The following is a 24,558-nucleotide window of genomic DNA, read 5'->3' as shown; positions in this document are numbered from 1 at the left end:
TCTTTTGGTTTGTTTATTAATGTTCAGAGAAATCGCTGCTTCAGCAGTGGTTTTTCATATTGAAAGGCCGGTACCTTGGTCCTTCAGAAAAACTGGCAATCTCTGATCAAGCCCGAAAAGCTTGAAGTCGAATCCGGAGTGGAGCCGACACGTATTGCAACGGTTGTTGCCGAGCCGCTGGAACGTGGTTTCGGGATGACCCTGGGTAACGCCCTGCGTCGCGTGCTTCTGTCTTCCCTGCAAGGGGCAGCAGTGACCGCCGTGCAGATTGATGGCGTTCTGCACGAGTTCTCGTCTGTTGCTGGCGTGCGTGAAGATGTGACGGACATCGTCCTGAACATCAAACAGCTTGCGCTGCGTATGCATGGCGAAGGCCCGAAGCGCATGGTGCTGACGGCAACCGGCCCTGGCGAGGTTCGCGCCGGGCAGATCCAGACAGGCCATGATGTTGAAATCATGAACCCGGATCTGGTAATCTGCACGCTGGATGACGGTGTGAAGCTGGGAATGGAATTTGTGGTTGGTATGGGCAAGGGCTATGTGCCTGCTGCTGCAAACCGCCCGGAAGATGCGCCGATCGGTCTTATCCCGGTTGATGCTATCTATTCCCCGGTTAAGCGCGTGTCTTACAAGGTTGAGCCGACCCGTGTTGGTCAGGTAACTGACTATGACAAGCTGCTGCTGACGGTGGAAACCAACGGTGCGATCACGCCGGAAGATGCGGTTGCACTTGCTGCCCGAATCCTGCAGGATCAGCTACAGTTGTTCATCAACTTTGATGAGCCGCGCCCGGTTCAGGCGGAAGAACCGCAGGATGATCTGCCGTTCAACCGTAACCTGCTGCGTAAGGTTGATGAGCTTGAATTGTCTGTTCGTAGTGCAAACTGCCTGAAGAACGACAATATCATCTATATTGGGGACCTGGTCCAGAAGAGCGAGCAGGAAATGCTGCGGACTCCGAACTTCGGCCGCAAGTCTCTGAACGAGATCAAGGAAGTCCTGACCTCCATGGGGCTTTCTCTCGGTATGAATGTGCCGGCTTGGCCGCCGGAAAATATTGAAGATCTGGCAAAACGGCTTGATGAGCCGTTCTAAGCCCACTTCTTAGGACTAGGAACTGAACTATGCGTCACCGTATTGCCGGCCGAAAGCTCGGCGTTACCTCTTCTCACCGCGCTGCCATGTTCCGTAACATGGCAGTTGCTCTGCTCAAGCACGAGCAGATCACCACCACGCTGCCGAAGGCAAAAGAACTTCGCCCGGTTGTGGAAAAGCTGATCACGCTGGGCAAGCGTGGTGATCTGCACGCTCGTCGTCAGGCATTTGCTATGCTGCGTGACGATGTGATCGTGAAGAAGCTGTTTTCTGCTATTGCAGAACGTTACAAAGGCCGCACGGGTGGTTACTCTCGTGTCATGCGTGCCGGCATGCGTTATGGCGATGCCGCAGACATGGCTGTGATTGAACTGGTTGATCGCGATGTTAGCGCGAAGGGCCAGGACAGCGGCCCCCGTCCGGAAGTGACGGAAACGCAGGATCTGGCAGCTTAAGTCAAGCTGACGGTTTTGCAGGGAGCCGCCCAGCGGCTCCCTTTTTCCTTTTTATGCCTGTCGTTCATGTGTATGAACGATTGAGACAACACTGGATGTCGAGTTTGGCTCCGTCCCTTGTTGTTGGGTGAGATCTTCCAGATCTGTCTAATCCGCTTTTATGCGGTGCCCGAACAAAAATCTTTTTCTGACGGACCGGGTGAGCACTCCCGCCATGGTTCGTGTTGATGATGAGCCCGAAGCTGGCACAATGAGGTGCTGGATATGCGTGCCATCATCGCATGTAAGGAGAGCATGTAGATGCAGACAGCAACGCAACAGGAACCGCAGAATCTTATAGACCGAATAGGTATACCTCGCCCTTTGCTTTGGGGCTTTGTTGGGCTTTTGCTCTTCATGATCGGGGACGGTGTTGAAGCCGGGTATCTGGCACCGTTTCTCGAAAGTCAGGGGCAATCATCAACACGCGTTGCTCTGCTGTTTACTGTTTATGGTGTTGCTGTTTCCATCTCTTCCTGGCTTTCCGGCCCGCTCTCCGACATGTGGGGCCCAAAAAAGGTTATGTGGGTAGGGCTGTGGATCTGGGGCATTTTTGAAGTCCTGTTTCTGGTCCTCGGGCTTCAGCCGAACAACTACAATATGATGGTTGTGGCTTACACGGCTCGTGGCCTTGGGTATCCGCTTTTTGCTTATGGTTTTCTGGTCTGGATTGCGGCCGCCACTCCCGCACGGCAGCTTGGCTCGGCCGCAGGTTGGTTCTGGTTTGCGTTTTCTGGTGGGTTGCCCACATTAGGGTCACTGTTCGCCAGCTTTGCTATTCCGCGCATTGGGGAAATGGGGACGTTCTGGTCTTCCCTCGCACTGGTTATGGCGGGTGGTTTGGTGGCTCTGCTGTGCACACATGAACCCAGCGGTTCCAAGCGTCTGAGCCCGCCGGATGTAACGTTGAAGCAGGCCATGTTCGGCTCTATCAGCATTATCTGGCGTGAACCAAAAACTGCGATTGCGGGCCTTGTGCGGACGATCAACACGTCTTCTGAATACGCCTTTCTGGTGATCATGCCGGGCGTGTTTACCAAGCTGGTTGGTTTTTCTCTGGAACAGTGGCTGCAATTGCTGTCCATCGTGTTCCTGAGCAACATTATCTTCAACCTGCTGTCCGGTATTCTGGCAGATCGTCTGGGCCCAAGGACTGTTGTGGCTGTCGGTGGTGGTCTTGGTGCCGCTATCTGTGTGCCGCTTTTCTATTACGTTCCGTTGTCCATGCCGCATAACTTCCCGATTGCTGCTGCAATGGGTGTTTTGTACGGGGCATCTTTGGCCGCGTTTGTGCCCTTGTCCGGATTGATGCCGCAGGTTTGCCCCAAGGAAAAAGCAGCAGCACTTTCTATTCTGGGTCTCGGCGCTGGCGCGAGCACATGGGTTGGTCCGGCCATTGTCACATGGTTTCAGGGTTCTGTTGGCACGGCGGGCGTCATCTGGATCTTCAGCGGTCTGTATGTGCTCTCCGCCCTCATGACGATGGCGATTACGGTTTCTCCCGAGGCACGGGCTTATACCCGGCAGGCTGAACTGGAAGCGTCTCAGCTTGATAAGGAAGCAGCGATGCATGCTGCCGGGGGTCAATAAACTTCTCAGCCAGGTGACGCCGATGCGTTAAGCTATTTTGAGGTTTGACCGAGAAAAAGGTGCATGGGGTGTTCTCCATGCACCTTTTTTATTGGATCAATGAGGTAACTCTGCGTGGCTGCCTTAAAAGGCGAAAGGTGATTTGAGCCGATAGGGGCAACCTTTTGGCTGATCGTATTTTCCGGATTTGAATAGTATGTAGAAAATTCAATCCCACTTTTGCCTGTGATATTGACACTGCCTGGAATTTAATCACCTTTAAGAAGATAGATTAAACCCTCTTTTCTATATTGGTGATGAAATGAAGCGGCTCTTTTCCCGATTGATCATACTGGGAGGCATGGCGCTTGCGGCGGTAGCACTGCCAGCACAGGCGGGCACTCCAGTGCGGGTGGGGTATATTCCCGTACTGGGTTCGTCCGCGCTTTTTGTGGTGGACGGCGAGGGCTGGGCGAAGGATGCCGGGCTGGACTTACAGCTTGTGCGGTTTACGTCAGGCCCTCAGGCTATTCAGGCTCTGGTTTCTGGCCGGATTGATGCCTACGTGGCCGGGGTATTACCTCTTTTGCAGGCGCGCGCTCATGGCTCCGATGTGAAGGTGGTTACGGCGGCCTCGGTTGAGGAGCTTGAGGTTGTAACGCGCGGGGCATTAGCGGCACAGCTTCCCAAAGATCAGGACGGTGGGTTTTCTGCAGATACCGTGAAAAATACGTTCGCGGCGTTCAGCAAGGAAAATGGGCGTCTACCGCGTATTGCTGCGCAGCCTGTAGGCTCCGTGCCAGATAGCCTGTTACGTTTCTGGTTGCAGAAACGGGTGGGGATAGCGTCTCTTCCGACTGCCGTCAGTATTGTGGGCGTGGATATTGATGCCGCACAACAGGCTTTTCTTGCCAGCGCGGTTGATGCGGCTGTCTTGCGTGAACCTGCGCTGACAGTCGTGCGCAGTCGTCTGCCTGATGTGCGCACCTTGGCGACTGGCCATGATCTGTTGCCCGATCAGCCAGGTTCCGTATTGGCGATTGTCAAGCCGGATGCGCCTGATCGGCAGGTATGGGCCAAGCAGTTGGCCTCCCTGTTTATTCGTGCGACCACAATGCTTTCCTCTCATCCGGACGATGCGGCTCCGTTTGTCACAAAGGCGCTTGGCGGGGGCATTTTGAACGAGGATGTCATGAAGAAGGCGCTGGAACGGTCGGCCAGCCGCTTTATTAGTGATCCTACCCGCATTGTGGACGGTGTGCGCCAGTTGCAGGATTTCGAGGTGGAACAGGGCTTGCTTCGTAAGGCTCAACCGGTGGATGATCTGTTCGATCTCGATTTGTGGCGGCAACTGAAACAGTGATGCGGACTTTGTCTAAACGGAACCGGCTGCTTTTATCGGCAGTCGGTTTATTTGTGTTTTTTGGAGCTTGGGAAGCCTCCGTCAGAACCGGGTTTCTCCCATCAGGGATGGTGCCCGCCCCAAGCTCCTTATGGCAGGCGTGGCTGGACGAGGTTCACGGTGGTTTCTGGCAGCAGGCTATTGTGGACAGCCTGAGCCATTACAGTCTGGGGTTGCTGGTCGGTTCAATATTCGGGGCGCTTCTGGGGCTGCTGTGCGGCATGGTGGCCGTAGTGGATGGTTTGCTGGAAGGGATAGTGAGACTCCTGCGTCCGGTGCCGGGGTTGGCATGGGTACCCTTTGCCATCTTGTGGTTCGGGCTCAATACGGCGGGTGCAACTTTTGTGATCGCCATATCCGTCTTCTGGATCAATTTTTACGCGGCCTATGCCGCAGTGCGCAGTGTTGACCCTGAGTTTTATGAACTGGCGGCCGCTTTCGGGCACGGTAGCTTCTGGGGACGGTTGTTCAAGGTCGTGCTGCCTGCTTCAGCACCCGGCCTGATGGCAGGATTGAGAACCGGCCTAGGGCAGGGATGGATGTCTGTTGTGGCGGCAGAACTGTTTGGCGTGCCGGGTATTGGCGCGCGCATGATGCAGGCATCCAGTCTGCTGGCAACAGATGTCGTGGTGGTTTACATGCTCACCATGGCGTTGCTGTATGCGTTGACCGATTTTCTGTTTGGCTTTGTAAGTTCTTATATTTTGCGGTGGCAGCCATGAACGGCAGCGGTAGTGTTGCGTGCCTTGAAGATGTAGGGCTTTCTCATGATGGCGGGCAGAATTTCATACTGCGTCATGTCAGCCTTTCTTTGCAGCAAGGAGAGTTTGTCGCATTGCTCGGTCCGTCGGGTGTGGGCAAATCAACCCTGCTGCGTGTGTTTATGGGGCTAAGCAAACCGACGGAAGGCCGTGTAACCGGCGCGAACCAAAGTGTTGCAGGTGTGGCCGCAGGGCTGCGCGAGGCAGGGAAGCGCCGTGCGCAGGCTCTGGTCTTTCAGGATGCACGGTTGATGCCGTGGCGCAGTGTGTTGCGTAATGTCATGTTCGGCTTGGAAGGGCTGGCGCTCACGCGGGAAGAAAAACTGGCGCGTGCCTTGGCGGCTCTGCGGTTGGTTGGACTTGAAGGGGAGGGAGGCCGTTGGCCTCGGCGACTGTCTGGCGGCCAGCGTCAACGTGTGGGCGTGGCACGGGCTTTGACTGTGGACCCCGATCTGTTGCTGATGGATGAACCTTTTGGTGCGTTGGACCCTATAACCCGTGGTGCTTTGCAAGACGAACTGCTGAAAATCTGGCAGCAGACACACAAAACAGTTCTTTTCGTGACCCATGATATTGAAGAGGCTCTGAAGTTGGCCACCCGTATCGTGGTGCTGTCCGGCGCACCGGCAGGGATTACGGGAGAGCTAAGGGTGGAAGACAGTCAGAAAGACCCCAATTCTTCTGCTTTCAAGGTCTATACCGCCCGGCTGCGGGCCATGATCGCTGGGGAGCCGGACCCCGGTGGCGCTCCTTACTGGCATTCTGCAGAAATTTAACGCAAACCGTAAGAAATTTGCCTTGTCAGTGCATCCCTGTGCATGAGGGGACGTTAAAAGGTGTAACGATAAGGAGTGTGCGTGATGAGTGATGAAAACGACATCCAGCATAAGCTGGAAGAAGGTATTGGACGCGTGCAGGATGGCGCGGAAAGCCTGCGGGACAAGGCATCTGATACCATTGAAGATCTGGCCTGTAACAAAGGCTGCGGTGCTGTAGAAGCTGTGCGCGACGTGATTGCTGATCAGCCTATCGCATCTGTTGTGGTGGCTTGGATCAGCGGGTTTCTGCTTGGGGCGCTGCTTGCCAGAAAGCTCTGATTTTTAGAGATTTTGCATAAAATTTTTTAGCGTTGAAAGGGAGTAAGAGATGTTAAAGCTGGCATTATTTTTTCTGGTAATTTCTATTATTGCAGGTCTCTTCGGGTTCGGCGGAATTTCTTCTGCTGCCGCAGGGATGGCGAAGATTCTGTTCTTTATCGCAATTGTTCTATTCGTGGTGTTTCTGGTGGTCGCGTTGCTTGCGGGCCGTTCACTTACGAGATAACCGCCTCTCTTTATTTCTTATTTGCAACGAAGCTCTCGTCTGAAAGGACGAGAGCTTTTTTTCTGCCTGTTCTGAACTGTCGAGAGATATAGTATTGGCATTCGGCCACTATTTTATTCTTGTGTAATAAATATTTAACTTGGAAGAGTGGGGTATTTCCCGTGGATTGTTTTTATTTTTAAAACATATATTTGATTTTTCTATAGAAAGCTTTTTTTGAGTAAAAAGAAATGAAAGAATAGAACGAGGGACATATTTTTTATATTTTTTGGTATAGATCGCTTGTTTTTTTTGGATGAATAGTTCGATCTATGAATTTCAATAAATAAATAATAAAATTTTTATTTTTATATTCGCAATGAGAACTATTCAGGTCTGGTTTCTGGCGCGATGTGTGCACGGAATGTAACTTTACAAAAATACCCTGCCTGCGTAAAAAAGCCGAGATTTTTATTTATATTTATGTTTGGATGCTTTTGTGAAATCTCTCAAGGGGAATAACGTGACATTCTCAGGCCTTGAAACAGACCAGCGTGTTTTGATTTGTAGTGGTGGTCGGTATGAATCTCAGGCAAATGCCCAGATTCGTGAATCTATTATGGATGGTTGGGCCGAATGTATTGGGGCGGAGAATGTAACGGCTGTCCATATTAGTGGGGCGGCAGCATCAATAGCTCAGCTTAAGCCAACTATTGTTTTTTCTATTGGCTCTTATCTGCCGGAAAGTATTTATTTTGGGGAAGTCAGTCGTGAGGCCAAGAAGATCGGCGCGACGACCGTTTTCTGGGCAACAGAAGATCCTTACGAACAGGACGCCAACTACCGCATTACGGACGATTTTGACGTCATTTTCTCCTGTGACCGCTGGGGTTCAAACTTTTACCAGCGGGATAGGGTCTATCACCTTCCCTTGGCAGCCAGCCGTGAACTCCATTACGCTCCTGTCATGGATGAAACCAACAGGAATATTGATGTCCTGTTCTGTGGGGTCGCTTTTACCAGCCGTAAAGACATTGTGCGTAACCTGATGCCGTCTTTGCGGCGTTTGAATATTCGCATCATCGGCCCGGGTTGGGGGGAGTTCGGTGTTGGATTTTCAGATGCCCGGATCGAAAAGCATCAACTGGTTGAACTGTATCAGCGCTCTAAAATTGTGCTGAATTTGGGGCGCTCCCTGCACTTTGAAAACAAGCGCTTCATGATCTCTCCGTCTACGCCTGGCCCGCGTACATTTGAAGCGGCCGCGGCAGGTGCATTTCAGATTTTCCATGAAGATACCTATGAACTTCGCCGCTACTTCACGGCCGATGAGATCCCGACATTTTCCAATAAGCGGGATTTTGATGAACTGATTGAAACCTTTCTGGATGACCCGGACCGTAGATTGGAAGTTGCTCAGCAGGCCCAGAAACGGACGCTGGATGAGCATACCTACGGCAACCGCATTCATGATGTTCTTTCCATTCTTCGGAAAGAAAAACTCATCGCGTAGGGGCCTGGAGCCGGAGAGCGAAGCGTGCTCTCCGGTCTCTGCATAAATGGGCAAGCGCACCGTGTGATCTGAGGTTGGGTATTCTATATATGGGCTTGAATGATGGTTCACTCTGACACAAAAAAGAGTTTTGATTGGAGTGAATTCGACTTCGATTGGTATAAAACAAAATATAACCATGTCCTGAATTTTTTAAATGCGACATCGGAAGACGAAGTCAGAGAATTTTATGATCGTTTTGGGGGCGCTTTACAGCATTCCCCTAACCCGTTTTTTGATGAACAATGGTATACACAGCGGTATGCTGATGTCAGGGAACAGGTTTGTTCCGGTCAGTTCAAATCCGGGTTTGATCATTACTGCAAAGTCGGCTTTTGGGATAAAAGTCCTCATTGGCTATTTGATGAAGACTATTACCGGCGGAAGTTTCTGGATTTTTCACGAGAAGACATTGAAAGAAACGGGTTCAGGAATGGGTATGACCATTACCTGAAGCAGGGAAGCCGTCTCAATTGTCCCTCTTCGCCTTTTTTTGACCCTGTTGTTTTCCTGGCAGAAGCCCCAGACTTTGTTGTAGAGCCAGATGAGGGCGCGTATATCAGCTTCCTCAAGGCGTTTCCTGACAATGTCCTGCACGACAAAAAGCTATCCTGGTATTTTGATCCTGTCTGGTATCTGGAGACTTATCCTGATCTGGAGAAAGCTGCGGTTCACTGGCAGGGGCCGCTGCATCATTATCTGACGAACCCGACGCCAGAAGCATTTAATCCCAACGCTTTTTTCTCCGAGCAATTCTACGCTCAGGCCTATGAAGATGTGGCCGGCGCGGTCAAGCATGGGGCGTTCAGAAACTGCTATGAGCATTTTGTAAAAAACGGTCAGTATGAACTCCGTCAGCCCGCCCGGGATGTCAATCTCCGGGTGTATGCAGAAAATCCCAAAGTAAAAAGTGAAATTGCGTCACAACGGTATCCCAGTTTTTTTGTTCATTACATGGTGCATGGTGGTGTTGTGGAAGAAGGAGGATATTCTTCAGAGGAACGGGAGTTTATTTCCAAGGCTGTTTATCAGGAAATGTGCCGTATCCGCCTGCCTCTTCTCCTGCGTGGCGGGCTCGATTTCTCGTATGATCACCCAGAACTGAGTGTGATCATGGTGGCGCATAATAATTTCGCCATGACGATGACAGCACTTAATTCCTTGCGCGAGAATTTCGGCGGCCAGATTCAGGTTGTGCTTGTTGATTCCGGTTCATCGGATGAAATTCGGCATATTGAGCGCCATGTTCGCGGCATCAATGTTATTAGAACATTAGGGAATGTTGGTTTTTTACAGGGGTGTAATGCTGCGCTACAGCATGTTCAGGCAGATTTTACCCTCTATTTAAATAATGATCTTGAATTGATGCCGCGCGCCATAGAAACGGCTCTGGCTCGCTTTGTGAAAGAACCTCAGGCAGGGGCGGTGGGTGCCAAACTAGTGCGCACCAACGGCCTTCTGCAGGAGGCAGGAAGCATTGTCTGGAAAAATGGGTCCGTTTGCGGCTATTTGAGAGATGAATCCCCCGATTGCCCGGAAGCAAACTATGTTCGCTCCGTGGATTTTTGTTCTGGTGCCTTCCTTATGGTCAGAACAGATCTGCTGCGTAGCCTGAATGGGTTTCTGGATGATTATGCCCCAGCTTATTTTGAGGAGACGGACCTTTGCGTTCGTATCCGTAGGCATGGATGGGATGTCATTTATGATCCCGGTGTTGTGATTCTTCATTATGAATATGGAACGTCTGGCACGATAGAAAGCGTTCACATGATGCAGAGGAACCAGGGCCTCTTCATTGAGAAGAATGCAGACTATATTGCGTCCCGTTATCCCCGGAACGCCCAGAAAGACCTTCTGGCGCGGTCAGCGCGGTCGTTTGATAAGCGGGTGTTGTTTCTGGAGGATTTCCTGCCGTTCAGGCATCTGGGGTCAGGCTTTACCCGGTCCAATGACATCATGACAGTGATGGTGCGGGATCTGAATTGTCATGTTACCGCATACCCCATTTTCCGCCCTCTTGGCATGACGGAAGATATATACACCGGTTTTCCTGACCGCGCGGAAGTCATGTGGAATAAGGGGCTTGAGGATCTGGCGGGCTTTCTCAACTCCCGTCCGGGATATTATGATGTTATCTGGATAGCGCGTACGCATAATCTGGACAGGCTGGCACCGGTGTTTGCGGAATGCGCAGCGGCGCTGGCCGGAAGCAAGATTGTTCTGGACACTGAGGCCGTAGCCGCCCCGCGGGAACTTCAGAAATGGGTGCTGAAAGGTGAAACGCCACAGCATACCCTGGATGAACTGCTTCAGAAGGAATTCCGCGCAGCCTGGTATGTGAACAGGTTTGTGGCTGTTAACCAAAAAGATGCCAGCATCCTACGCCGTTTGGGGCATAGTGATGTGCATGTGCTTGGTCATTTACAACAGGCGCGTCGCTTTACACCCGGTTTCAAGGAGCGGCGGGATATCCTGTTTGTTGGGGCGATACACGACACAGACTCTCCCAATCTGGATTCACTGATCTGGTTCGTAAGCGACGTTCTGCCGAAGCTGGATGGTAAATTACCGCAAGATGTAAAATTCCGGATTTGCGGCTATCTGAATCCTGAAGTTGATGTGTCGCGCCTGCTGCTCAATCCGCGTGTTGAGATTGTCGGCCGCGTGCCTGAAGTCTCGCCGTACTATGATACGCATCGTATCTTTGTGGCGCCGACGCGTTTTGCCGGTGGGATACCGTATAAAATTCACGAGGCCGCAGCACATGGTTTGCCAATTGTGGCGTCAGACATCCTGTGTGAGCAGGTGGGCTGGCAGGCTGGTGAAGATATGTTGGCACCCGCTACAGGAAATGCGGCCTCTTTCGCTGACGCAATAGTGTCGCTTTATGAGGAAAGGGAGTTGTGGCAAAAGCTGCGCTATAATGCTTTGCGGCGGATAGCGCGCGAAAATAATGCTGAGGCTTATACCCATGAGATCAGAAATATTCTGTCTCAATTCCCGCAACGGTCAGGCAATAAGGTTGAAGGCTTTCCTGTAACGTCATAAAATCAGTTCAAAGTAGAGTATTTTTCAGAAGGTATCCGGTGAACTGGCTTTAACGTTATTTTGACACAGTAAACACCTCCCCGCAGAAGAGAGCACGATGGCAGTTATTTATAATACAAACTATACGCACAACCCGAATGCCTACCTGACACTCGCCATCGAGCGGGCCGCACGGGAGATTCTGGGGAAGGATCAGGTTGTTGTTGCAGACAACCGCTCCTTGGGTGAGCTGGCTTCCAAAGGGGAGCATGAAACGCTCATCTGCATAGACGGGCAGCGTATTAATATTCCTCTTCTGCAACGTGTGCGTCCGGCATTCAAAACCATGATCCTCTGGACATTCGAGGATCCGTTCATGAAAGAATTCAATGCTGCGAACGCAGGATTGTTCGATCATGTCTTTACCAATGATCCCGTATGCGTGGAGGCTTACGGCAGTAAAGGCCATTATCTGCCGCTGGCTGCATCTGTGTCTCTGCATGATCGTAAAATCAAGAAAGCGGATGAGCTTGATTACGATATCTTCTTTGCGGGCACCATGTGGCCCAACCGTGTGGAAACCCTGCGGCACGTCATCACCGCATTTCCTGATGCGCGTCTGAAACTGATCTGCCCGGGCAACGAATATCTGCCGCCTCTGCCAAGCGATCTTGCTGAAATTGCCATTCAGCGTCCGGTCAGTCATGAAGCGTTTATTGATTTCGCCAACGCGAGTGCCGTTACGCTGACCATGTTCCGCGACTATGCAAGTCATGGGGACACCAGCCAGGCAACTGCTCCGGGACCGCGTTTCTATGAACTTGGGCTGGCAGGGACGGCTCAGGTGGTTGAAGCCCCCGAGGTGATGGGCAAGGAATATTTCGACGATGTGCACGGCACCATGCTGTGCCGTAACGTTGACGATGTGATCGCCGCCATTGATGCTCTGCTCAGCAACCCCACTCTGAGAAGGCGGTCGGCACAGAGTGCGAAAAAAGATGTTCAGAACAAGCATCTTTATGAAAATCGCATTCGCACGATTATGGAAGTTTCGGGCGCCAATTTTGGTCGCGTCCAGCCGCCTGCACTGCCTGCTGAAAACCGGCGGCTCAAGGTGCTGATGTGTACGCATTCCACCGTTTATGAAGCGGCCTGGGGCGGGGTTGAGGTCTATCAGGAAACCCTGTGCAATCTGCTGGGAAGAAAGGTCGATTTTTATTACTGGCTGCGCCGTGGGGACAAATGTCGCTTCCTGACGGCCGACGGGGAAGAAATCGAACGTTTTGATGTGCCGGAAGTCGGCTGGACAGACGCTATGTGCGATGGTCCGGAAGAAATGGCATTCTCCAATGTCATCAGCCATTATAATATTGACCTTGTGCATTTCCAGCACCTTGGCCACCACGCGTTGTCTTTGCCGATTATCGCGAAGTCCTGCGGGGCAGGGGTGGTCTTTTCCGCACATGATTTCTGGCTGGTCTCGTCACGCTACAATCTGCTCGATCAGAGCTTTCAGTATGATGAAGAAAAGGCAAAATCCGTTGTTGCCTATGACATTATTCTGAAAAATGCAGAAAATGTTGAATTCGGGGGCGAGCAGACCCGTCGCGCCTTTATTGCAAACATGCTGCATTCCGTTGACGCTTTCCTGTTTGGGTCTGAACACTCTTACAATCTGATCAGCGAAGTCTATCCTGTCGTTGAGACGAAAAAATGCTCTGTCCTGGGTATTCCGTCTCCTGAAAGCACCTTGCCGGTCACACCCAAAGAATATGCTCCGTTGAATGGTCGCCCCTTGGGCGTTGCCGTGGTCGGGAACTTCCTGCGTACCAAAGGGGCAGATACTATTCTGAGCCTGTTTGAACTGGCGCACCCCGACCATTTCCATTTCCATATTTTTGGGGCCGTTCACCCGGAATACAAACAGGTTCTGGCAGATCTGAACCGGCCCAACATTACGGTTCATGGTCAGTATTCCATGGGGAATATTGATAAGCTGAAAATTGCTGATGTTGCCCTCAATCTCAGCATATGGCCCGAAACCTATTGCATTTCTCTCTCAGAAGCCTGGCAGACGGGGCTTATTCCCATTGTCAGTGACATTGGCGCGCTGCATGATCGTGTGATAGACGGCGAGAACGGCTTTGCTGTGAAGCTCAATAGCCCGGCAAAAGTGCTTGAGCGTCTGGAACTGCTCCGTTCTTCAGAGCCCCTGCGTCAGCAGATAATGGCCAATATCTCGCCTGATCTGTGGCCTGACGGGCAGAGCTATGGCGACAGCCTCTTTGAAATCTATAACGAGGTTGCCCCGGTTACGCGTCTTGGGTTCTCGGAAATGCAGATTGATGCAGGACAGGTGCATCTGCTACCGCATCCGTCCTGGCGCCATCAGGCTCCGCCCCGTCATATCTTTGATCCGCCGACAGCGCGTGATCTTACGGTGGAGCTGCCCGAGCCTGTTACAGACTGGTTCTCCATTCAGGATGCCAAATTCTATATTGATGATGTCTGCTTCCTGGTCTTTGCGGAAAGCGAGCCATCTGATTTTGAAGAAGCCTACGAATTCCATATTCGTGGTTGGTACGCAGTGCCGCGCGTCAACGCTTCCGGAACGCTTTATACGGTGCTGATTGGTAATGAGGATCAGCCCATTATCTTCCTGCCCTGTATCCGGGAATCTCGCCCCGACGTTCTGACTGTTTATCCGGATGCGCCGCGGCGTTCCGGGTTTGCCGGGCAGGCCGCTCTGCGTGGGAAGTGGTGTGAAGGCACATACCGCATTGCGCTGATGAACGTTATCAACACCAAAGCCAGCTTTGCTGTAACCAGCTGCCAGATTACAGTAAAAGAAGGTAAAATTGTTGAAATCGAACAGGAAGACCCGACAACCAAGCAGATCCTGAGTGATTTTGCTCGGGTTTCTCATCGCGATGGTAAGCTCAGAAACATCAAGATGGTTGATATCGACACGGATGTTCTGGAACGCGACCACAGTAGCGATATGGTGTATTTTATCGACAATTGCGGTGATCTGATTGGTGATCTGCCGCCGGAAGTTGATGGGAATGGCATTTACATGAAGGGCTGGACCTTCATGCATAATCTTCGTGCGGCGGGGCAGGTGTACCTGGCTTGCGTGAGTGAAGACGAGGATGATGTCGTTTATTTCCGCACTACGCGTGCGATCCGCAATGATGTCAGCGGCATTTTCTCTGATGCGCCTCTGTGCTGTGGCTTTACGGCCAATATCAATTTCAACAGCGGTTTCTCAAAACCGTTGAATGGCAATTATCGCATGTCACTGGTGAATATCGTCAATGACACGGTGGGCGTGATGCCGTTGAACATTATTGTGGAATTGAAAGATAGTGTGGTGCAGAGCCTGTTTACTCAGGACGTTACAGCAGAAATAGCTGAACGAGTGAAAGACATCGTTCTCGCCTAAAGTTATCGTGTTCGGGATGCCTCTGATTTTTCGTTGAGAAAGTCAGAGGTGTTCCTATTTCTGTGGATTTCTCTCACATTGGTTTTGTGTAGTTAGTGTGAGATTTGGGTGATTGGAACTATTCCAGTCACCAGAATAAATTTTTCAAAGAATAAATAATAGGCTGTTCATATATCGCCGGGGTGAAGTCTGGTGTTTCTTTTGACACTGAATATGTCGCCAGTCCCCATCATCAGATTTATGAAAAAAAGCTATAAGAAAAAATGTCGAGCTATATAGTCGGTAATGCAAGGTGGCGGGGATCAAAAAACCTAGCCGAGCTTTTTGTCACGAGTGCTATCAATGGGCATGATTTTGATGTGATCAAAATCAGATTTTTTGAAGCTCCCAGGTGAAGTTGTTGTGAAAATGGCTCGATCAGCCAAGCATGATTGAAAATTTCGGTAGAGACTTGCAGAAATCTGTATCACCTGAAGTTCTCTAATGTTTCAGCCTACTCAAAAAAGCTTCGGAATGATTTCGGAAAATAACGTACATAATGAGAAATGCTGGGTGGCATTCTATAAAAGCGAGCAGCATTCGATCCTTTGCTGCGGCCTCTCTCTCGAATTAAGCCTGCTGGATTGAGCTTTTTCGTCCTGACTTTAGAAGAGACCTATAATGACACGGCAGATGCAGTGAGAGGGTAAAAGACGGTTTCGGGAATTCAGGGAAGAGGACTGCTAAGCATCTTTTAGGGGTGGAAAAGTGCTTTGTTGTTACCTTGCAGTAACTTGAGGGCAAGAAGTCACATAGGACGCGAAAGATAGGGCCGACTGTTCCGAGTGACTGCTGAAACAGCCCTTTTAAGTAGTGGCGCTGAAACAATTAGCGTGTTCGCCGGAGAAGAGCTTGGCTCTATCTATGCGAGCAGGTGTGCCCGGTTACTCTTACAGCCCCTATTGGGAAATGATGCGAAGCAGACGCGCGTTGGCGTGGGAATATGGCTTGCTCTTAGTCTTTTTTTGGCGAGGAAGCCGCGTTCTATGTCGCGCTTACAATAAGCAGCGTCTTTGTTTTATCGTGTTTATTTTTGGGAAGAGAAAAAAGCCTCTTTGGTAAGGTATTTTTGCAATACCATTCCAAAGAGGCTGTGCGGTTATTTGTGGTCGTTCGGGAGGAAGTTTTTATCTTTCTGAATGAAAGAAGGCAGGAAGGGGTTATCTTTCTGCATGGAGTTTTTGCTCGGCAGTTCGGAAGCATTCCAGCCACCGCCAAGATTTTGAATAAGCGTGACGGAATCCAGAATACGGTTCTGTTGAATTTGTAAGGCCGTTTCTGCATTGGAAAGCGCGGTGACTTCCGATGTGATAACCGTAGTGTAGATCTGTGTGCCAGCCAGATACTGGTTCAGGGCCACGGTAACAGCTCGGTTGGCGGCTTCCAGTGCAACCTGCTGCTCGTCAGCCTGCTGGGCCAGCACGCGCAGGTTGGAGAGTTGATCTTCCACATTCTGCAATGCTGTCAAAACGGTTTGGCGATAGGTGGCAACATAGTTGTCATACGTTGCATCCGCTTCATGCACGGCGGCGGTGCGGCTGCCGCCGGAGAACAGTGTTTCCGTAGCCGAAGCACCAAGAGACCAGATACGGTTGGCAACCTGCACCAGAGTGCCAACTGGGTCACCACTGTAGGAATAGGAAGCCGTCAATTGAACGTCTGGATAGAACGCGGCAATGGCTGCGCCAATCTGGGCGTTATATTCTTCCATCCGGCGTTCTGCCGCCGCAACGTCTGGTCGGCGTTCAAGAAGCTGGGCCGGTACGGAAACCGGTATGGCCGGAATGGCGCGGGGCAGGGCACCGGGAGCAATGGAAACTTCAGCGGGGGGCTTGCCGATCAGGACAGCGATGGCGTGTTCATACTGTGCCCGGCTTGCCTGCGTGGCGGTGGCTTGCGCGCGTGTCTGTTCAAGCTGTGTCTGGGCCTGAAGCAGGGTGGTCGGGTCTGCCGTGCCAGCTTCATACTGGTTGCGGGTAATCTGATAGGAGCGTTCGTAAAACTTTACGTTGCGTTCAAGCAGATCATAAAGGCTGTCCTGATAACGCATGTTGAAGTAGGCCGTGGCAAGCTGCGCCTGATAGGACAGTTTGGCATTCGCCAGATCAGCCGCAGTGGCCTGTGTTTCCGTAACCTGTGCCTGAATCTGTCGGCGGATCTTACCCCACAGATCAAGATCCCATGAAGCCGTTGGCCCCATTCCGTACGTGTTTTCCGTAGTGTTGGAAGGCGTGTAACCAGAAGAGGAGGACCCATCACTCCCGTAATTGATGATCGTGCCACTGGAACGGGAGCCACGTCCCGAGCTCTGCCTGTTGAAGGAAAGCGAGCCGCTGAGTGTGGGATAAAGTTGGGCGCGGACGGAATTGATGGTGGCGCGCGCGCTGCGGTAACGCGCCTCATATTCCTTTACGTTTTGGTTGTTGATTTCAACCTGTGCCTCAAGCTGGTTCAGGATGGGATCATTATAGATGGTCCACCATGTCCCTTTGGGAATTTCAGCCAGAGCGGGGTTGGCGTAGTTCCAGCCGGGGGCAGGCCGCAGTTCCTTGAATTTGGGGGATATAATAGCGGTCGGCCGTTTGTAGGAAGGCCCCACCATGCAACCGGTCAGAACAAGAGGCGCCAGCAGGATACCCAGGCGACGAGAAAGCGGACGGGAGAAGATGGGTTTCATCGGAAAACTTCAGGTATCTTGCGGGTTACGGGAGAAGAAAAAGGGCCGGATCTTTATCTGTTTAAAGCGCAGGCGCAGGGTATCCAACATCAGATAAACCACAGGCGTTGTATAGAGGGTGAGCGCCTGGCTGACGATCAACCCACCGACAATGGCGATCCCCAAAGGCCTGCGAAGTTCGGCCCCATAGCCATTGGCAATGATCAACGGAAATGCGCCCAGTGCAGCAGCCAGAGACGTCATCATGATCGGGCGAAAGCGCAGAAGGCAGGCTGTGTGGATGGCCTCAAGCGGAGAAAGATTATGTTCCCGTTCGGCTGCGATGGCAAAATCGACAAGCATGATGGCGTTCTTTTTCACAATGCCGATCAGGAGAATAACACCGATCATGGCGATCAGAGAAAATTCTTCTCCGGCCAGTTGCAAGGCCAGCAGCGCCCCAACACCTGCGGAGGGCAGGGTGGAAAGAATGGTGAGGGGGTGAACATAGCTTTCATAAAGAACCCCAAGTGTCACATAAACCGCCGCCAGTGCTGCCAGGATCAGAATGGGTTCATTGTTGACGGTTTTCTGAAACTGCGCCGCGTTGCCAGCGAAGCTGCCATGGATGGTTGGCGGCATGTGTAGTTCCACCTGCGCTGTCTGAATAATCCGTGTGGCAGCGCTGAGAGAAACTCCGTTGGCCAGATTGAAGGAAATGGTCGAGGCGACCGATTGCCCCTGATGGTTGACGGAGAGGGGCGTTTGAGACGGCCTGAGTTTGGAAACCAGCGTAAGCGGCACCATGGCGGACGACGATGTGGAAACGGCAGACCCTGTGGACACGCTGTTTCCGCCAGCCAGTGAGTTAGCAATCTGGTTCTTGAAGGATTCACTGCTTAACGTTGAGGCGGAACTGCTGCCAGAGGAATCCCGGCCAGTTGTATTGCGCACGCGTACCGTGTTGGAGGCTGTGCCGCCTGCGGCCGAGCCGCCGGATACGCTGACCCACACCTGCATCAAACTGTTGGGGTTTGACCAATAGGTAGGGTCGGCTTCCATAACCACGCGATACTGGTTCAAGGGGTTATAGATAACGGACGCCGCACGTTGACCAAATGCATCATACAACGTGTTGGAAAGAAGCTGCGGCGTAATGCTGACGCGGGAGGATGTGTCTCGATCAATATCCACATCAATGGCGGACCCACCCTGCTGAACATCTGAAGACAGCTCAGTCAGTTCTGAATGTTTGGCCAGCGCAGCGAGGAGTTTGTCCGTCCACTGGTAAACCTCGGACGCATCTTCTCCTTCAAGGGTGTACTGATAGGACGCATTGCTCTGGCGCGCACCTGCGCGCACGGCACCCGGCTGCATCAGAAAGAACTGGGCCCCGACCATATGACTCAGTTTTTTTTCAATGCGGGCAATCAGTTCCGTTGGTGTATCGCTTCTTTCGCTTTTGTCTTTAAGTTGCAGGAACATGTTGGCGGAGTTGGATGAACCGCGGCTCCCCATGAAGCTGGCAACGCTCTCCACATCCGGGTCAGTTTTGATAACCTTCTGCACTTCTATCAGTTTTTTGGAGAGCGCCTGAAAGGAGATGTTCTGATCTCCCTGCAAATGACCCATCAGCAGGCCGGTGTCTTCAGTCGGGAAGAACCCTTTCTGCATGCTGATGAAAAGCGCCACAATGACAACAAGCGTAAATGGCAGAGAGAGAATGACAATCTTGCTGTATTTCAGCGCAGTATTCAGAGAGCGCTCATATCCTCTTTGCAGGCTGTCCAGCAGGTTTGTGGTCAGCGTAATGAGAAACTGCGTTACCTTGTTTGAAGGTTTATGCGGGGCTGTGGGTTTCAGAAGCTGCGCCGCCATCATGGGGGTGAGGGTAAGAGACAACACCATGGAGATCAGAATGGTGATGGAGACTGTCATGGCAAATTCATGAAACAGGCGTCCAGCCAGACCGCCCAGAAGCAGGATGGGCAGGAAAACCGCAATCAGCGAGATGGAAATTGAGATAACTGTAAAGGCAACTTCATTACTGCCTTTTAGCGCCGCATCACGCGGGGAAAGGCCTTGTTCAATGTAGCGCGCAATGTTTTCCATTACCACAATGGCATCATCCACCACAAAACCGGTGGAGACCGTCAGCGCCATCAGGGACATATTGTCCAGCGAGTAGCCCAGAAACCGCATGACGCCGAAGGTGGCGATAATGGAGGTAGGCACCACAATGGCCGGGATAAGGGTCATGCGGACGGAATGAAGGAACCCCAGTACCACCAGCACCACCAGCACGACCGAAATAACGAGGGTGAGTTGGGTATCCGCCAGAGAAGCGCGAATGGTCAGTGAACGGTCCAGCCCCGTATGCAGGTCTACACCGCCGGGCAGGGCGGCGCGAAGCATGGGGAGTTTGGCGTTGATTTCATCAACTGTTTCAATAACGTTTGCCCCGGCCTGCGGAAAAACAATGGCCAGAACAGAATGAGCGCTATTGAAGTAGCCAGCATTGCGACGGTCTTCAACGCTGTCCACAACAGTTGCCACATCTGACAACCGTACCGGGCGGCTGTTACGCCACGCAATAATCAGATCCCGATAGGATTGGGCACTTCTGGCCTGATCATTGGTATCAAGGGTAAAGCGTGTGCCGTTCTGATCAATAATGCCTTTGGGGCCGTGCGCATTGGCAGAAGCAAGGGCCGCACGGATATCTTCAAACCCGATCCCGTAACGGTACAACGGCAGCGGATTGATTTCCACACGTACTGCCGGGAGCGAACTGCCCCCGATTTCCACCTGACCAACGCCGCGGATCTGTGAAAGATGCTGCACCAGAACGTTGGTTGCATAATCGTAGAGCTGCGCCTGCGTATGGATGTCCGATGTCAGGGCCAGAATAAGAACGGGTGCGCCGTTAGGGTTGGCCTTGGAATAGCTGGGGTTCTGGCGGAGAGAAGAGGGAAGGTCTGCATGGGCGCCCTGAAGGGCGGCCTCAACATCCCGCGCGGCCCCGTTGATGTCCCGTGACAAGGCAAACTGAAGGGTGATGCGCGTGGTGTTCTGGGACGATTGCGACGTCATTTCCGTGAGGTCTGCAATCTGGCCCAGATGCCGCTCTAGCGGGGCCGCCACCGAACTGGCGATTTCCTCCGGCGAGCCACCAGCCTGACGGGCCTGAACCTGAATGACGGGAAAATCGACATTCGGCAGGTCCGCCACTGGCAGGCTTCTGTAACCCAGCGCTCCGGCAAGCAGGAGTGCCACAGTCATCAGAATGGTGGCGACGGGCCGATCAATGAAGATCCGGCTGAAGTTCACGGTGCGGTCTGCTCAGAAGGGGGAAGCGTATGCCCGCGCTGCCGCCACGTGTTCCACCGGTGTGCCCAGGTATCCAGCGTGTAATAGATAACCGGAGTGGTGAAGAGCGTGAGCAGCTGAGACAGGGCCAGCCCCCCGATAATGGCCAGCCCCAGCGGGTAACGCAGTTCAGACCCCGTGCCCTGCGAAATGACCATGGGAACCGCACCCAGCATGGCCGCCAGGGTGGTCATGAGAATAGGGCGGAAACGCAGGGTGGCTGCCTGCCGGATGGATTGCAGAGAGTCCATGCCATGTTCACGTTCGGCTTCAAGCGCGAAGTCGATCATCATGATGGCGTTTTTCTTCACAATGCCAATCAGCAGCACAATGCCGATAATGCCCATGACATCCAGACCCGCGCCAGCCACCCACAACGTGAGCAATGCGCCAATGGCGGCGGAGGGCAGGGTGGACAGAATGGTGACAGGGTGAATGAAGCTTTCGTAGAGAATGCCCAACACGATATAGACCGCCACCAGTGCCGCAGCCACAAGGAACAGTTCGTTACTCAGCGAGCCTTCAAACGCGGCTGCTGTTCCCTGAAAGGATGTCTGGAAAGAGGCGGGTAGGTTGATGTCCTTTTCCACCTTCTGGATGGCGGCAGTGGCGTCACCCAGCGAATAACCCTTGGCCAGATTGAAGGAGATGGTCGTGGCCGGGAACTGTCCGAAATGGGTGATCAGCAGCGGTGCGGTTTCATGCGAGACCGTGGTGACCGCCGCCAGTGGCACCAGTCCGGACGTGGGAGACCGGGTGGGCCCGGATGCGCTTTCGCCGGAATTGCCGCTGATACCGGGCAGATAAAGCTGGTTGAGGGAATACAGGCTGCTCTGGAAGCGGGGATCAGCTTCCAGAATGACACGATACTGGTTGGATTGCGTGTAGATGGTGGAAATCTGCCGCTGACCAAAGGAATCATAGAGCACGTTATCAATGGTCTGGGGCGTGATGGAATACCGTGCGCCAGTTGTGCGGTCGAGCGTGACTTTTGCCACCAGCCCCTGAGCCTGAAGATCAGACGTGACATCAGAGAGCGAGGGTTCAGCCCTCAGTTTTTCCAAAAGCTTTGGAATCCACGTCTTGAACGCATCATAATCCGGGTTTTCCAGCAGGAACTGGTACTGGGTGGCCGTGACGGTTGTATCCAGAGAGAGGTCCTGAATGGGCTGCATGTAGAGCTTGATGCCCGTAACCTGTGCCGTTTCCTGCGAGAGGCGGCGCGCGATTTCCGCGGCACTGCTGGAGCGGGAATCATGGTCTTTCAGGTTGATCAGAAAGCGCCCCTGATTGAGCGTGGCATTCTGCCCGTCCACCCCGATAAAGGAGGACAGGGAAACCACATCCGGGTCTTGCAGGATAACTTTTGCCAGATCCTGCTGGTGTGTCTTCATGCTCTCAAAGGAGATGGACTGGGCCGCAACGGAAATGCCCTGGATGACGCCCGTGTCCTGCTCCGGGAAGAACCCTTTGGGGATGACAAACGCCAGCACCCCAGTCAGCACCAGCGTGCCAACGGCCACCATCAACGTCAGCACCCGGTGCGCCAGCACAACATCCAGCGCGCGGTCATAGGCGGCGATCAGCTTTTCCGTGGCCACTTCCATCCGGGCTGACCAGCGCTGGAACGCCGTTGTGGCGCTGGCTTCATCATGCGGGCGTTCCGTAAGGATACGGGCGCACATCATGGGCACAAGCGTAAGGGACACCACGGCGGACAGGATGATGGTGATGGCCAGTGTCATGGCGAATTCGTGGAACAGACGCCCCACAACATCGCCCATGAACAGCAGCGGGATGAGCACCGCGATCAGAGATATGGTCAACGAGATAATGGTGAACCCGATTTCTCCGGCCCCCTTGATGGAGGCAGTCATGCGGTCTTCACCAGCTTCCACATAGCGGGAGATGTTCTCGATCATCACGATGGCATCATCCACCACGAAGCCGGTGGCGATGGTCAGCGCCATGAGCGAGAGGTTATCCAGCGAGAAGCCGAGCAGATACATGATGGCCAGCGTGCCGACGATGGAGAGCGGCACGGACAGGCTGGGGATGATGGTGGCCGGGATATTGCGCAGGAACACAAAAATGACGGCAACAACCAGCACCAGCGCCAGAAAGAGCTCGAACTCCACATCCGCAACGGAGGCGCGGATGGTGGTGGTACGGTCTGTCAGCGGCACAATATCAATGCCTGGCGGCAGGGATTTGCGCAGGACAGGCAGGGTGGCCTTGATATTGTCCACCACGGAAATCACGTTCGCGCCGGGCTGCCGCTGCACGCTCATGATCAGGGCGGGGGTGAGGTTGGACCACGCAGCAAGCTGGGTATTTTCCGCACCGATTACAACAGACGCGACATCCCGGATGCGGATGGGGCCACTGTTCTGATAAGCGATAACCTGATTGAGCAACGTATCAATGGAGGTGATCTGCCCATCCACGCGCAGGGTAGCGGCGCGGGTTGCGCCATCAAACGTGCCGGTGGGGGAGTTGACGTTGACGTTGCCAATGGTGGTGCGCAGCGTATCCAGATCAATCCCGTAGGAGGTGAGCTTGGGAATGTTCACCCGTACGCGAATGGCCTTGCGGTTGCCGCCTGAAAGTGTCACCAGCCCAACGCCTGAAATCTGACTGATTTTCTGCGCAAGGCGGGTGTCGATATAGTCCTCTACCTCCGGCAGGGGCACCGTGGCGGAGGTAATGCCCAAGGTCAGCACCGGTGTATCGGCCGGGTTGACCTTGGCATAAATGGGAGGTGCAGGCAGGTCAGTCGGCAGGAGAGAGTTGGCCTGATTGATGGCCGCCTGAACTTCCTGCTCGGCCACATCCATGGACATGGTCAGGTTGAACCGCAGGGTAATGACAGAAGCCCCGCCAGAGGAGCGGGAGGTCATCTGATCCAGCCCGGGCATCTGGCCGAACTGTGTTTCCAGCGGCGCGGTAACGGAGGTCGCCATCACATCCGGGCCTGCGCCGGGGTAGAATGTTTCTACCGTGATGGTGGGGTAATCAACCTGCGGCAGGGCGGAGATAGGCAGGAAATGGTAGCCAAGCAGGCCCGCCATCAGAATGGCGAGCATCAGCAGCGTGGTGGCGACCGGCCTGCGGATAAAGAGACCTGAGGGATTCACGGGGCAGGTGCACCTGATGAGGAGTCAGATTTCTCGGCAGTTTCAGTAACCGCCGGGATTGTCACTTTGATGCCAGCGCGCAGATGATCAGTGCCATCCGTCACAACGCGGTCTCCGGTTTTCAGGCCGCCGCTGACAACCGTGCGGTTGCCGTCTGAAATGCCAACCGTCACGGGGCGGACTTCAACCGTGTTGTCTGCCTTCACCACATACACAAACTGGCCGGAGGGGCCGGTCTGTAGAGACGTGGCGGGAACAAGAATGACGTCTTCCAGCGTTTTGACCAGAAGGCGTGCGTTCACGAACTGGTTGGGGAAGAGATGTTCATCCGTATTGGGGTAGAGCGCACGCAGGCGCACGGTGCCTGTTGCGGTGTCAATCTGGCTATCAAGCGTGCTGACGGTACCATCGGCAATCTTGTGGGTGTTTGAACTGTCCCATGCTTCAACTGGCAGGGAGCCCTTGGCGCGCAGTTGTTCCGCCACGTCCGGCAACTGGTCCTGCGGAAGTGTGAAAATGACGGAAATGGGCTGCATCTGCGTCAGGATGGCGAGGCCGCCAGACTGACCTGCCGCAACGTAGTTCCCTTGGTCAACCGCACGAATACCGATCCGCCCGTCCACCGGAGCGATGATATGACAGTAGGTGAGCTGCAGCTTCTGGTTATCAACCAGCGCCTGATCGGATTTGACCGTGCCTTCCATCTGCTC

Annotated in this window: 15 protein-coding genes; 11 read left to right on the top strand and 4 right to left on the bottom strand. The window is 53.1% G+C overall.

The window, feature by feature from the left end; translation table 11 throughout:
* The first annotated feature begins 75 nt into the window (after positions 1 to 75).
* The 11 genes from AD948_RS15300 to AD948_RS15255 all read left to right on the top strand — a co-directional run bounded on the left by AD948_RS15300 (position 76) and on the right by AD948_RS15255 (position 14,647).
* Complete coding sequence (locus tag AD948_RS15300; protein WP_006557781.1) at positions 76 to 1,095, top strand: DNA-directed RNA polymerase subunit alpha; 1,020 nt, start codon at positions 76 to 78, stop codon at positions 1,093 to 1,095.
* 29 nt (positions 1,096 to 1,124) lie between these two features.
* Positions 1,125 to 1,550, top strand: coding sequence for a 50S ribosomal protein L17 (rplQ, locus tag AD948_RS15295; protein ID WP_058986928.1), 426 nt, complete (start codon positions 1,125 to 1,127; stop codon positions 1,548 to 1,550).
* A gap of 300 nt (positions 1,551 to 1,850) precedes the next feature.
* A complete protein-coding gene (locus AD948_RS15290; protein ID WP_039903570.1) occupies positions 1,851 to 3,179 on the top strand; it encodes an MFS transporter in 1,329 nt (442 codons plus the stop codon).
* A gap of 301 nt (positions 3,180 to 3,480) precedes the next feature.
* Positions 3,481 to 4,521: an ABC transporter substrate-binding protein gene (locus tag AD948_RS15285; protein WP_061472590.1), complete on the top strand. Its 1,041-nt coding sequence runs from the start codon at positions 3,481 to 3,483 to the stop codon at positions 4,519 to 4,521.
* Positions 4,521 to 5,282 carry an ABC transporter permease gene (locus AD948_RS15280; protein WP_061472589.1) on the top strand — a complete coding sequence of 254 codons (762 nt, stop codon included), beginning with the start codon at positions 4,521 to 4,523 and terminating at the stop codon, positions 5,280 to 5,282. The genes AD948_RS15285 and AD948_RS15280 overlap by 1 nt, the downstream gene beginning before the upstream one ends.
* Complete coding sequence (locus AD948_RS15275) at positions 5,279 to 6,097, top strand: ABC transporter ATP-binding protein (protein ID WP_061472588.1); 819 nt, start codon at positions 5,279 to 5,281, stop codon at positions 6,095 to 6,097. The genes AD948_RS15280 and AD948_RS15275 overlap by 4 nt, the downstream gene beginning before the upstream one ends.
* Positions 6,098 to 6,181: 84 nt before the next feature.
* Positions 6,182 to 6,418 (top strand): hypothetical protein, encoded by a 237-nt coding sequence (locus tag AD948_RS15270; protein ID WP_061472587.1) that lies wholly within the window; start codon positions 6,182 to 6,184, stop codon positions 6,416 to 6,418.
* 49 nt (positions 6,419 to 6,467) lie between these two features.
* Positions 6,468 to 6,644 (top strand): DUF1328 domain-containing protein, encoded by a 177-nt coding sequence (locus AD948_RS17915; RefSeq protein ID WP_006557788.1) that lies wholly within the window; start codon positions 6,468 to 6,470, stop codon positions 6,642 to 6,644.
* Between the two features lie 502 nt (positions 6,645 to 7,146).
* Positions 7,147 to 8,136: a CgeB family protein gene (locus tag AD948_RS15265; RefSeq protein ID WP_058989029.1), complete on the top strand. Its 990-nt coding sequence runs from the start codon at positions 7,147 to 7,149 to the stop codon at positions 8,134 to 8,136.
* Between the two features lie 99 nt (positions 8,137 to 8,235).
* Positions 8,236 to 11,223, top strand: coding sequence for a glycosyltransferase (locus AD948_RS15260; RefSeq protein ID WP_061472586.1), 2,988 nt, complete (start codon positions 8,236 to 8,238; stop codon positions 11,221 to 11,223).
* Between the two features lie 97 nt (positions 11,224 to 11,320).
* The gene (locus AD948_RS15255) at positions 11,321 to 14,647 is read left to right on the top strand and encodes a glycosyltransferase (RefSeq protein WP_061472585.1); all 3,327 of its coding nucleotides are present in this window, start codon (positions 11,321 to 11,323) and stop codon (positions 14,645 to 14,647) included.
* A gap of 1,138 nt (positions 14,648 to 15,785) precedes the next feature.
* Here AD948_RS15255 and AD948_RS15250 read toward each other — a convergent pair.
* The 4 genes from AD948_RS15250 to AD948_RS15235 all read right to left on the bottom strand — a co-directional run.
* Positions 15,786 to 17,363 (bottom strand): efflux transporter outer membrane subunit, encoded by a 1,578-nt coding sequence (locus AD948_RS15250; protein WP_006557792.1) that lies wholly within the window; start codon positions 17,361 to 17,363, stop codon positions 15,786 to 15,788.
* A gap of 9 nt (positions 17,364 to 17,372) precedes the next feature.
* Positions 17,373 to 20,672, bottom strand: coding sequence for an efflux RND transporter permease subunit (locus AD948_RS15245; protein ID WP_061472584.1), 3,300 nt, complete (start codon positions 20,670 to 20,672; stop codon positions 17,373 to 17,375).
* Positions 20,669 to 23,848: an efflux RND transporter permease subunit gene (locus tag AD948_RS15240; protein WP_058986921.1), complete on the bottom strand. Its 3,180-nt coding sequence runs from the start codon at positions 23,846 to 23,848 to the stop codon at positions 20,669 to 20,671. The genes AD948_RS15245 and AD948_RS15240 overlap by 4 nt, the downstream gene beginning before the upstream one ends.
* Positions 23,845 to 24,558: efflux RND transporter periplasmic adaptor subunit (locus tag AD948_RS15235; protein ID WP_156479059.1), on the bottom strand; the 714-nt coding region annotated here is incomplete at its 5' end. The genes AD948_RS15235 and AD948_RS15240, both read right to left, overlap by 4 nt.

This window comes from Acetobacter senegalensis, assembly GCF_001580995.1.
Taxonomy (GTDB): domain Bacteria; phylum Pseudomonadota; class Alphaproteobacteria; order Acetobacterales; family Acetobacteraceae; genus Acetobacter; species Acetobacter senegalensis.
This window is presented reverse-complemented; position numbering and strand designations above follow the sequence as displayed.